The organism is Massilia sp. Se16.2.3 (assembly GCF_014171595.1).
In the GTDB taxonomy this organism is placed as follows: Bacteria; Pseudomonadota; Gammaproteobacteria; order Burkholderiales; family Burkholderiaceae_D; genus Telluria.
In genome coordinates this window covers 4752039-4763069 of the sequence record NZ_CP050451.1, presented here as the reverse complement: position 1 = coordinate 4763069, position 11031 = coordinate 4752039, and the positions used below count along the sequence as shown (strand labels likewise).

The window sequence follows — 11031 nt, the reverse complement described above, 5'->3', positions numbered from 1 at the left end:
ATGAGTGCTATCGTTGATATTATCGGCCGCGAAATCATTGACTCGCGCGGCAATCCGACCGTCGAATGCGACGTGCTGCTGGAATCGGGCGTGATGGGCCGTGCGGCCGTGCCGTCGGGCGCGTCGACCGGTTCGCGCGAAGCGATCGAACTGCGTGACGGCGACCCGAAGCGTTACTTCGGCAAGGGCGTGCTGCAGGCCTGCGAGAACATCAACACCGAGATCAGCGAAGCAATCATGGGCCTGGACGCCAACGAACAGGCTTTCCTGGACCGTACCCTGATCGACCTGGACGGCACCGAGAACAAGAGCCGCCTGGGCGCGAACGCCATGCTGGCCGTGTCGATGGCCGTCGCCAAGGCTGCCGCCGAGGAAGCGGGCCTGCCTTTGTATCGCTACTTCGGTGGTTCGGGCGCGATGCAGATGCCGGTACCGATGATGAACGTCATCAACGGCGGCGCCCACGCCGACAACAACCTGGACATCCAGGAATTCATGATCATCCCGGTCGGCGCGCCTTCGTTCAAGGAAGCCATCCGCTACGGCGCCGAGGTGTTCCACACGCTGAAGAAAATCCTGCACTCGAAGGGCCTGTCGACCGCGGTCGGCGACGAAGGCGGCTTTGCCCCATCGGTGGCGAACCATGAAGAAGCGATCAAGCTGATCATGCAGGCGATCGAGCAGGCAGGCTATGAAGCCGGCACCCAGATCGCCATCGGCCTGGACTGCGCCGCCAGCGAGTTCTACAAGGACGGCAAGTACCACCTGGAAGGCGAGGGCCTGCAGTTGACCTCGACCGACTTCACCAACATGCTCGCGACCTGGGTCGACAAGTACCCGATCATCTCGATCGAGGACGCGATGCACGAGGGCGACTGGGAAGGCTGGGCGACGCTGACCGCGGCCCTGGGCAAGCGCGTGCAGCTGGTCGGCGACGATTTGTTCGTCACTAACACCAAGATCCTCAAAGAAGGCATCCAGAAGGGCATCGCCAACTCGATCCTCATCAAGATCAACCAGATCGGCACCCTGACCGAGACCTTCGCCGCCATCGAGATGGCCAAGCGCGCCGGCTACACGGCCGTCATTTCGCACCGTTCGGGCGAAACCGAGGACTCGACCATTGCCGATATCGCGGTCGGCCTGAACGCGCTGCAGATCAAGACCGGCTCGATGTCGCGTTCGGATCGCATGGCCAAGTACAACCAGCTGCTGCGTATCGAGGAAGACCTGGGCGACGTTGCCAGCTACCCTGGCCGCGATGCGTTCTATAATCTGAAATAAGTTAATGCAGAGCCGCAACAAACGGCTCGGCATCAGCTGAAGCACATCAAGTAAGTATCCACCCGGCCGGTCACCCTGACTGGCCGGCGTAACATTGTCCCCATGCGCCTCATTACGCTCGTTCTCGCCGCCCTGCTGGTACTGATCCAATACCCTTTATGGCTGGGGAAGGGCGGCATGCTGGCCGTTTCCGACCTGCGCGACCAGGTCGACCTGGCCCAGGTCCACACCGGCAAGCTGCAGGCCCGCAACGCCAAGCTCGAATCGGAAGTGCGCGACCTGCGCGAAGGACTGGGCGCCGTCGAGGAACGTGCGCGCCTGGAACTGGGCATGATCAAGCAGAACGAAATCTTCGTCCAGGTCCTGCGCAAGGACGAACAACCGACCGAATCGATGACCGTCCCGCCGCCGCCGCCGCCGCCGAAACCCGGCAAGGGCGGCCAGGACGCCGGCCGCGGCAACGGTCCCACCCACTGACATCATGCAAGCCGACCATGGCGCCGATGGCGCATCCCGCAGGATCCCGCAACGGGCCTGAGCACGCTCGAGGCGCTTGCCGCCTACCTGGCCGCCGCTTTCGAGAGCGGCGACAGCGCCCAGCTGGCGGAGGCCCCGGCAGTGGCGGCGCAGGCCGAGGGCACCACCCACCTGGCGGCCGCCGCCGGCCTGCCCCAGCTTGAACTACGCCAGGCCTTCGCCCGCGGCGAAATGAGCATGGCGACGACGCTCGCCATCATGAAGGTGATCGACCTGCACCTGCCGGGGCAGGCCCACTAGCGTCAATCGATCCAATCCGTAGGGTGGACGGGTTCCCCGTCCACCCTACCAAAGCACGGAAGGCTCCTGCGTACACTTCGTTTGCGTGCGTTTCTTGCCGTTACGGTAGGTCGTCTCGACGTGGAGCATGCAGACGAACTCGCCATCCTCGTTGACGCGTGTCGTCCTGTCGTATTCGTGGTCGATGACGAGCTTGCCCTGGCGCCAGCAGTGTCGCGACGAATAATATTCCGCTTCGCCGACATTCCAGGCGCCGCTGACGCACTTGCCATGCTGGTTGTCGATATCCAGGCCGCCGATCTCGGACAAAGCCTTGCTCAGTTCGAACTGGCGCCCCTTGGGCTTGTAAAGGAACACCGTCAGGCTCTCGTTGCCGGTATCGCCGACGTCGCTGGTGACGGCCAGGTCAGGGCAGCCGTCGTAGTTGAAATCGCGGCTTGTATCGAGCGATTCGCTGTTTGCGCGCTCGTTCCCGAGATTGGCGAGCACCTGCACCGTCTTGCCGGACGCGTCGCTGATGTGCACGCTGCCGCGGGTGCGGTCAGCTTCTTTCTCCGGCACCCACTCGAAGCGATAGGCGGGTTTGCCTCGTTGGCTGCACCACGGATCGGCGGCCCAGGCGGGCAGGGACGAGCAGCACAGCACGGCAATCGACAGGGTCTTCCACATCAGCTTCGGCCTCCGGGGGAATTTTTACTCGAATGTCTTCGTACACTTCGTGCGCGTGCGCTTCCTGCCGCCGCGGTAGGTCGTCTCGATGTGCTCGTAGCAAAAGGACTCCGATCCCTCCTTGTAGCGCGGCGAAATCTTGTATTCGCTGACGAGGACGAGCTTGCCTTTCTTCCAGCAATGCCGGGACGCATACACACTGTCGGCACCGCTCTTCCATCCGCCGGTCACGCAATTCTTGTCGCGCGGATCGACATCCAGGCCGCCGATGTTCGACAAGGCCTCGTTGAGCTCGAACCGTCGCCGCCGGGGGTTGTACAGGTAGGCCTCGACGCTTGCGTTGCCGATTCCGGCAACCTGGCTCGTCATCACCAGGTCAGGGCAGCCGTCGTTGTTGTAATCCCGGGCGCCAGGGAGCCATTCGCTGTCTTCCCCGTAGTAGTTGCTGACGTTCCCGAGTACCTGCACGAGTTTGCCCGATGCGTTCCGGATGCGCACCTCGCCGACAAAGGACCCGTCCAGGTCCTCGGCCTTGCCCTTGACCACCCATTCGAAGCGGTAAGCCTGCTTGCCGCGCGGGCTGCACCAGGGATCAAACGCCCAGGCGGGCAGGGACGAGCAGCACAGCAGCACGATCGACAAGGTCTTCCACATGGTCTTCAGTCTCCGGAAACGGGTGCTTGCCAATCATACAACGACAAGCCTTGCTCCCGCACCCGGAGAGCGCCTGCCTGGCTGGGCGCGCTGGCCGGATCTGGCGCCGCCGTCCGGGTCAAGGGCAGCGCAGATGCGCACGACGGGTGATTTACCGCCCACATTCCCCTAGAATGTGTCATATCTTTTTCATACCTGAAGGAATCGCACCATGAGCCAGCTCCACGCCGCCGGACCGTTCGATGTCACCGTCACCCCGCAAGGCGAGCCTGTCGTCGTCGACAACGCCACCACGGGCCGCATGGCGATCGACAAGCTCTATCACGGCGACCTGAACGGCCGCGGCTCCGGTGAAATGCTGTCCGCCATGACCGTCACCGAAGGCTCGGCCGGCTACGTCGCCATCGAACGCGTGACCGGCACCCTGCACGGCAAGAGCGGCAGCTTCGTGCTGCAGCACTCGGGCACCATGGCGCGCGGTGCCCAGCAGCTGTCGATCACTGTGGTACCGGATTCCGGCACCGGCAAGCTCACCGGCATCAGCGGCACCATGCGCATCCGCATCGAGGAGCGCAACCATTTCTACGAGTTCGACTACACGCTGCCGACGGCCTGAAGCACACCTGGACCGGTATCGTATTGCGTTGTGACAATGCGATAGTTTTCTGCTCAGCATTATCAGCTAACCTAGCCCGTGTATTGACCGGCAGCCTGCGTCCCCGTCGGGGAGCCTGCCGCGATGCCACCGATAATGCCGAGGAGACGGGATGAAAGCAGGGATGGGAAGCAGCAAATTTTCGCGCCGCGGGTTCATGGCGGTGCTGGCGGCTGTCGCGACGGCGCTGCCGATCGCCGGCGCCCTGGCCGCACCCTTTGCTTCCGAACGCATCACCGTGCGCACCGAGGGCACGGGCCCGATGTCATCCTGATCCCCGGCCTGAACTCCTCGCCGCGCGCCTGGGCCTCGACCGTGTCCGCGGTGCCCGGTTACCGCTACCACCGGTGCAGGTTGCGGGCTTCGCCGGTCCAGCCTGCCGGCGCAAACAAGGAGGGCCTGGTCGCCGCGCCCGTCGCCGAAGAGATTGCCCGCTACATCGCGGAATCCGGCTTGAGCAAGCCGGCCGTGATCGGCCACTCGATGGGCGGCACGATGGGCATGATGCTGGCCGCGCGCCATCCGCAAGCCCTGTCGCGGCTGATGGTGGTCGACATGGTGCCCCCTACATGGGTCCGCTGTTCGCCGGGCCCGGCGCCAGCGCCCAGAAGGTCGAGTCGGTCGCGGACGGCATCGCCGCCGGCATGCGCGCGGCCACTCCCGAACAACGCAGCAAGCGGGCGGGCGACACCATCGCCGGCATGGTCAACACCGAGGCGATGCGCGCCGGCGCGACCGCCGATTCGCTGGCCAGCGACCCTGACGTGGGCGTGCGCGCCTACCGCGAACTGATCGTCACCGACCTCACGCCCGAACTGGCGAAGATCACCGTCCCGGTCACCGTGCTGTATGTCCAGCCGAAGAGCGTGCCGATTCCCGCGGCGATGTTCGATGGCTTTTATAAAACCGCCTACGCACCCGTGAAAAGCCTGAACCTGAAGCGCATCGAGGACAGCGCCCACTTCATCATGTGGGACCAGCCCCAGCGCTTCCAGGGCGAGGTCAAGGCTTTCCTCGGTACGCCTTGAGTCCGCAGCGGCGCGCGCTGCATCGCCAGTCCGGAAACGCCAGACCATACTGAAAGAGGAGGCCGATTTGCTCAACAAACACCATCTGTCGGGCGTCCTGATCGCACTCGGCTGCTTGCCGCTGGCCGTCCTGGCCGGCACCGGCGCCACGCCTGCCCCGGCCTCGCAGCTGGCTGCGGACGTCGTCGCCTTCGTCGGCGAAAAGATCTCGGTCGAGGTCTTCCCGGACACGCCGGAGGAGATCGCCGCCAGGAAAGCCGAGGATGAACGCGTGATGAAGGAGCGCGGCATGCAGCGCGTCAGCATGCGCCTCAACACCAGGCTGAAGGCGAAATATCGGGTCCTCAAGGTCGTGGCGGGCCAGCACACGCAGGATACGATCGAGTTCATCGCGGTCGACCATTACGGCCGTCCGCGCTTTGCCGAGCAAAACCCGGTGCTGCTGTATGTGAAGAAGGACGGGGCGGGCGCGTATGTTCACGTCCGCTATCCGTATTCCTTCGTGTATCCGACGCGGGACGGCAACTGGGCTTCATGCAGCACCGGAACCGAGCTGCCCGAGCGGGACAGCCCTGAACTCCTTCAGGCCGTGCATCGTGTCGACTTCGCGCCCGCTGTCGAGGTCCCGGCCGCGCAGCTCCAGGCGCGCCTGGCGCAGGCGATGGCGATGGAGCGCGCGAGCCACTACGACATCGCGGGCGAGCGGGCAACCTGCAGGCAGGGGCTGACGGTCGGCGAACTGGTGGCGCTGCATGCCAACAAAGTAGCGGCCGACTGAACGCCGGTACCGCCGCCGCTGGCTCTGGCTCGTCACGATTTGAGCTTGGCAATACATATTCATACTCAGCGGCAATACCGTCGAGCAGCAGCACCTGACAGACCCACGGCAGCACATAGAGGAAGCACATGGCACACCTGGCCGCATTACCCGAACCCTTGCAGCAGCGCCTGCGCGCGGAACTCAACACCGGCGAAAGCCTCCTCTGGACTGGCCAGCCCTCGCCTCGGCGCTACATGAAGGATGCCTTCAAGCTCTGGTTCTTCTTCATCCCCTGGACCGCCTTTTCCCTCTTCTGGATGGCCGGCGCGTCGGGCTTTCGCCTGCCTTCGTTCGAGGACGGCTGGAGCCTGTTTCCGCTGTTCGGCTTGCCCTTCCTGCTGATCGGGATTGCCGGGCTGAGCTCTCCGTTCTGGTTGCGGAGAAAAGCGGCATGGATCGTGTATGGGCTCACCAACCGGCGCGCCCTCATCATCGCCGGCAAGGACTCGATTACCGTCAAGTCCTATCAGATTGCCGACATCGGCGAGCTCGAACGCACCGAACATGCGGACGGCTCGGGCGACGTGATCTTCGAGCGCGAATCCGTCCGGGACAGCAGGGGACGCCAGCAGACGACGAACCACGGTTTCATTGCCGTTCCTGAAGTGCGAAGCGTCGCGCAATTGCTCGAGAAGATGACGGTGGCCAGGCCGGCCTGAGCTGGCCATGCACGCGATGTGTCATTACAACGCGAGGAACCGGGCGGGAATTTCTTTCTTTACTAACTTTCCTCGCGTCACGATAATGACTGGTTTGCAAGGGATGGTAGCGGTTTGCCAAGCAATCCAGCGGCAAGTCCTGTCGCAGCGCTACCTTCCCTGTCCGCCCACGCCAATCGAGATATTCATGACACTCACCCGTACTCTTCTTCTCTTCCTCCTTGCCGCCGGCACCGTCCAGGCAGCGCCTGCGGCGCGCAAGCCTGCCCCCGCCCCGCCCGTTGCGACTGCCTGCAACGCGCCGCTGGAGGGCAAGGTCGCCGAGATGCTGGTCTGGAATGACGCGAGCGAATTGCGCAAGGAAAAGGCGGCATTGCTCAAGTCAGCGCGTTCCGACCGCGAAATGTGCATTAACGAGGAGGTTTCGTTCAACAAGGCAAAGGCCGCCCCGTTGCTTGCAAAAAACGATGCGTTTGTCGCGCAGCAACTCGATGCTGCGATGGCGCGGGTCGAGGCCGACCCGTTGCGATATCTTGAGCCGCTGCTCGCCGAACTGATCACGGAGGCCGAGAAGGACCTGGACGATGCGCGCAAGGTGCGCTCCGTGGCGGCAGCTTGCGGCGACTGGCCCTATTCGGAACCATCCGGCAATTTCGATGACGCGGCGCGCGATAGGCTCATCGCACGTATCGACAGTTATCGTGCCTGTGCGGAAAAAATGAAGAAAGACAGGGACTGGGAGCTCGGGAGCGGTCAGCTCGCAGAAGGTGAAGCATTTGCCGCCCGCCTGCGACGCTTCGCCTGCGGTACCACTTCGTCGGCCAGATGCCTGTCCGACCGTGACCTGGACAAGCTGCGCCGTCTCGGCAGCCGGTCGAATGTCGCGATGGTTGACGCCGCAGAAAAAACTGTCGAAAACACCATCGACGAGGCAGACGAAGGGCTGGAGGCGGTGAACCGGTATATTCTCCGGTACAACGAACTCGTCGCTGAACGCAAGCAGCAGCGCGAGGAAGCCGAGGAGCGCCGCTCCACGCCCTACTACTACACGCCCCCACAGACCAGCCAGCCGGAGCCGTATCGCCGGCCGAGCGATACCTCGGCAGCCGGCATCCGCTAAGCGTGCCGGCGAGGGTGGGCAAGGCGGCGTCTGCCGCCGGGCGTCGTCAATCCGACGAGGCTTCGCCCTGCGTCGATCCCGCACCCTGCTCGAGGAAGGAGCGCAGCATCCAGGCGTTCTTCTCGTGCACTTCCATGCGGGTGGTGAGCATGTCGGCGGTCGGGTAGTCGTCCAGGTCGTCGGCGACCTTCACGCCGGCGCGCAGGGTACGCACGATGGTTTCGTTGCCGTCGACCAGCTGGCGGATCATCTCCTTGGCCGAGAGCACGTCCGGTTCTTCCTTGATGCTCGACAGTTCGGCATAGCGGCGCGAGGTGGCCGGGGCGAAGTGGCCGAGGGAGCGGATGCGCTCGGCGATGTCGTCGAGGGCGTTCCACTGCTCGGTGTACTGCTCTTCGAACATCACGTGCAGGGTCGAGAACATCGGGCCCGTCACGTTCCAGTGGAAGTTGTGCGTTTTCAGGTACAGCATGTAGGCGTCCGCCAGTACGGTCGAGAGCGACTCGACGATGCGTGCACGGTCTTCCGCATTGATTCCAGTATCCATGTGCATTGCGATTCTCCAGAAGTGAAATGTTAGTGTTTGCTAAAAATGCAACACTATCAGGAAGGAAGCAGCTTAGCACCGCCGGCAAATCGCTGAAGCACGATCCGATTGCGGGACCGCCGCGGCCGCGCCGGAAGGCGGCTTCTGCCTGCGCGCGCCGGCGCGCTTGCGTGCGTCGCCGGCCTGGGCCTTGTGCTACGGTTGGGTACAAACGCAGCAGGGGCGCGGCCCCGCACTTCATCGGAGAAGAGTCGGCATGGAAAAATTTCTGGTCGTTTTCGGGGTGCCACGGTCGGGGAGGCGGAAGGTCCGCGTCATGATCCCCTGCGCTGGGACAGCTGGTTCGAGGGGCTGGGGCAGGCCCTGCTCGACCGGGGCGCGCTCAGCCACGGCAGCGTCGAGGTGCCCACCCGGCTGGTCGGTGCAAAGCTGAGCAGCAGCCCCTTGTCCGGCTACTGCGTCATCGCGGCAAGCGACTTCAACGACGCCGTCCGGCTGGCGCAGGTTCGCCGATCTTCGACGAAAAAGGTTCCGTCGAAATCGCGCACCTGCGCTAGCGGGGTCTTGCGGTCGGCCCCGGGTGGCCGGTGCGCCCACGGCGCAACTGGATCAGTCCGCCTTGATGGCTGCGCGCTGGCTGCGCCTGTCGCGCTCCTTCTGCCGGGCGTCCGCGAGCTCGGCCGCGAACTCGCTCGTCGCAGCCGTGGCCACGACATCGTCCGCATCGTCCACGTCGAGCGCGACCCGGAAGCCCTCCAGTGCGCCGACCAGGTCTTCCGGCATGTCGCCGCGGCGATACGCGGCCCAGCCCTCCCAGTGCCAGTTGCCGCCGCGGTTCACCCGCGCCACGCACTTCGCCTCGACGGCGGCCGAACCGTCCGCCGGGGCACCCGTGTAACCGGGCTTGAAGCAGTCTTGCACGAACTCCGACACATTGCCCAGGGTGTCATGCAGGCCAAACGCATTCGGCTCGTACATGCCGACGATGCTCGCATACTCCGATTTGTCGTCGCAGGGTGCCACGCCCACGTGCGACTTCGAATCGAGGCCGTCGTAGTCGCGCTTGAAGGCGGCTTCCGCCGAGCGGTCGGCGATATTCCCGTAGCGGCAGGCGAGCTCCTCGTTGTTCCCGAAAGGGTATTTGCGCGTGCTGCCGGCGCGGTGCGCGTACTCCCATTCCGCTTCGGTCGGCAGGCGGTATTTCTTGCCCGTTTCCTTCGACATCCACGCGAGGTAGGCCTCTGCATCCTTCGGGCCGATGCAGGTCACGGGCTCGTAGCGGCTGCGCGAGAGCGTGTTGGCGTTCCAGCTACCGGCCATGCTGGCAAACCAGGGGTTGCCGGCCATCTGGATGCACTGGCGCGGCGCCCGGTAGCCGGTGGCATTGACGAAGCGCCCGAATTCCCGCACCGTCACTTCGTACTTGCCCATCCTGAACGCCTTGACCTGCACGGCGCGCTCGGGCGAGGTGCTTTTCCAGTAGTTCGAGCCCATCGTGAAACTGCCGGCCGGAATGGCCATCGTCTCGGGTTCGAAAGGTTTGTCGTCGGCGGCAAGCGCATGGGCTCCAGGGCCGGTCAGGACGAGAAAAGCGAAAACCAGGTTAAAGCGAGGGGCCGGCATGCTGTGGATCCTTTGTCATGGTGGTGTGAACAGGACAAAGGATGGCAGGGCGCCGGCTGCAAGCTACATGGCTTGCGACGAATCGACAGCAGCGCCGATCAACGGCAAGACGATCATCGCACGCGTGCCGGCGCCATGCGGCGCAAGGGTCAGCGCCGCATCCGGGCCATGGCGCGCCGCCAGGCGTGCGCGGATATTCTCGAGTGCCAGCCCGGCCCGATCCGGTGTTGCGGGCAAGCCTGCGCCGTCGTCGATCACGGCGATTTCCAGCCGGCCGTCACGCACATCGGCATGGATCTGCACGCAGCCTCCCTCTGGCTTCGGTTCCAGCCCATGCTTGACCGCATTTTCGACGAGCGGCTGCAGGAGCAGCGGCGCCATGGTTGCGGCGCGCGCCCCCGTGCTCGCCTGGATCGAAAACCGCAGGCGCTCGCCCATGCGCAGCCGCAGCAGCTGCAGGTAGCATTGCGCCATGTCCAGCTCGGCGGCGACGGTGCTGTCGGCCCGGCGCAGCTGGCCCAGGCTGGCGCGCAGGTAGTCGGTGAACTCCTCGAGCATCTGGCGCGCACCGTCCGGGTCGAGCTCGAGGAGAATCTGCACATCGGCCAGCGTATTGAACAGGAATTGCGGCTCGATCTGCGCCTGCAGCAGCTGCAGCTGCGCTTCGAGCGTGCTGCGCCGCCGCGCCAGCCGGCGCGCCCGCAGCAGCCATGCCACGGCACCCGCTCCCGCCAGCACCAGCATGAACAGCGCGAAACGGATACGCTGGCCTGGCTGGGCCAGGCGCCCCCAGGCGGCCGGGTCATGGAAGACGTGGACCAGCCCCAGGCCAAGCGCGCAGCCCAGCACGATGCCGAGCAGGGCAAGGGCAATGAAGAGGAGGCCCGTCCTCCAGCCGGTATCGACCCGCAGGCGTGCGAGCCTGGCTTCCGAACTCCCCAATTCCAGCAGGCGGAACAGGGCCAGCAGGGTGTTGCCGGTGACGACGCCGATGCAGACGAAGGGCAGGGCATTCGCGCGCCACCAGGCCGGCTCGAACAGGGCGAGCCGCAGCAGGCCCGCCAGCAGGACCAGCGCGAGGCTGACCGCGCAGGCAAGCGCGCTGGCGATCGCTACGCGCATCCATGCCGGCTCGCCCCGCGCCTTGCGCAAGGTCCAGAATGCCGCCCATGCCTTGCCCGCGTTCACGCGCACG

General features: G+C 64.8%; 15 protein-coding genes. 10 read left to right on the top strand and 5 right to left on the bottom strand.

Annotation, left to right across the window (positions count from 1 at the left end; translation table 11 throughout):
- From eno to G4G31_RS29520, 3 genes are all read left to right on the top strand, one after another.
- Positions 1-1284 carry a phosphopyruvate hydratase gene (eno, locus tag G4G31_RS21795; RefSeq protein ID WP_182989360.1) on the top strand — a complete coding sequence of 428 codons (1284 nt, stop codon included), beginning with the start codon at positions 1-3 and terminating at the stop codon, positions 1282-1284.
- A gap of 102 nt (positions 1285-1386) precedes the next feature.
- A complete protein-coding gene (gene ftsB / locus G4G31_RS21790) occupies positions 1387-1761 on the top strand; it encodes a cell division protein FtsB (RefSeq protein ID WP_182989359.1) in 375 nt (124 codons plus the stop codon).
- Positions 1762-1794: 33 nt separating this feature from the next.
- Positions 1795-2061 (top strand): hypothetical protein, encoded by a 267-nt coding sequence (locus G4G31_RS29520; protein WP_374011331.1) that lies wholly within the window; start codon positions 1795-1797, stop codon positions 2059-2061.
- A gap of 45 nt (positions 2062-2106) precedes the next feature.
- Here the strand turns inward: G4G31_RS29520 and G4G31_RS21780 are convergent, their stop codons facing one another.
- Together G4G31_RS21780 and G4G31_RS21775 are read right to left on the bottom strand one after the other, a co-directional pair.
- On the bottom strand, positions 2107-2730 hold the full coding sequence (locus tag G4G31_RS21780) for a hypothetical protein (RefSeq protein ID WP_182989357.1): 624 nt from the start codon (positions 2728-2730) through the stop codon (positions 2107-2109).
- A gap of 24 nt (positions 2731-2754) precedes the next feature.
- Entirely contained in the window at positions 2755-3384 is a 630-nt protein-coding gene (locus G4G31_RS21775) for a hypothetical protein (RefSeq protein ID WP_182989356.1), read from the bottom strand.
- A 211-nt stretch (positions 3385-3595) separates the two neighbouring features.
- Between G4G31_RS21775 and G4G31_RS21770 the strand changes: the two genes are divergently transcribed.
- From G4G31_RS21770 to G4G31_RS21745, 7 genes are all read left to right on the top strand, one after another.
- Positions 3596-4000 carry a DUF3224 domain-containing protein gene (locus tag G4G31_RS21770; RefSeq protein WP_182989355.1) on the top strand — a complete coding sequence of 135 codons (405 nt, stop codon included), beginning with the start codon at positions 3596-3598 and terminating at the stop codon, positions 3998-4000.
- A 151-nt stretch (positions 4001-4151) separates the two neighbouring features.
- On the top strand, positions 4152-4313 hold the full coding sequence (locus G4G31_RS27115) for a hypothetical protein (RefSeq protein ID WP_229425183.1): 162 nt from the start codon (positions 4152-4154) through the stop codon (positions 4311-4313).
- 41 nt (positions 4314-4354) lie between these two features.
- Entirely contained in the window at positions 4355-4831 is a 477-nt protein-coding gene (locus G4G31_RS29515) for an alpha/beta fold hydrolase (protein WP_374011269.1), read from the top strand.
- Complete coding sequence (locus G4G31_RS29510; RefSeq protein ID WP_210283919.1) at positions 4804-5067, top strand: alpha/beta fold hydrolase; 264 nt, start codon at positions 4804-4806, stop codon at positions 5065-5067. Before G4G31_RS29515 ends, G4G31_RS29510 begins: the two co-directional genes overlap by 28 nt.
- A 67-nt stretch (positions 5068-5134) precedes the next feature.
- Positions 5135-5845: a hypothetical protein gene (locus G4G31_RS21755; RefSeq protein WP_182989352.1), complete on the top strand. Its 711-nt coding sequence runs from the start codon at positions 5135-5137 to the stop codon at positions 5843-5845.
- A 128-nt stretch (positions 5846-5973) separates the two neighbouring features.
- Positions 5974-6546 carry a hypothetical protein gene (locus G4G31_RS21750; RefSeq protein ID WP_182989351.1) on the top strand — a complete coding sequence of 191 codons (573 nt, stop codon included), beginning with the start codon at positions 5974-5976 and terminating at the stop codon, positions 6544-6546.
- A 187-nt stretch (positions 6547-6733) separates the two neighbouring features.
- A complete protein-coding gene (locus tag G4G31_RS21745; RefSeq protein ID WP_182989350.1) occupies positions 6734-7666 on the top strand; it encodes a hypothetical protein in 933 nt (310 codons plus the stop codon).
- Between the two features lie 46 nt (positions 7667-7712).
- On the opposite strand, the gene G4G31_RS21740 is transcribed toward G4G31_RS21745, so the two are convergent.
- The 3 genes from G4G31_RS21740 to G4G31_RS21730 form a co-directional block, all read right to left on the bottom strand.
- On the bottom strand, positions 7713-8219 hold the full coding sequence (locus G4G31_RS21740; RefSeq protein ID WP_182989349.1) for a Dps family protein: 507 nt from the start codon (positions 8217-8219) through the stop codon (positions 7713-7715).
- A 603-nt stretch (positions 8220-8822) separates the two neighbouring features.
- Positions 8823-9836 carry an SUMF1/EgtB/PvdO family nonheme iron enzyme gene (locus G4G31_RS21735; RefSeq protein WP_182989348.1) on the bottom strand — a complete coding sequence of 338 codons (1014 nt, stop codon included), beginning with the start codon at positions 9834-9836 and terminating at the stop codon, positions 8823-8825.
- 63 nt (positions 9837-9899) lie between these two features.
- On the bottom strand, positions 9900-11030 hold the full coding sequence (locus tag G4G31_RS21730; protein ID WP_229425181.1) for a sensor histidine kinase: 1131 nt from the start codon (positions 11028-11030) through the stop codon (positions 9900-9902).
- Position 11031 lies beyond the last annotated feature (1 nt).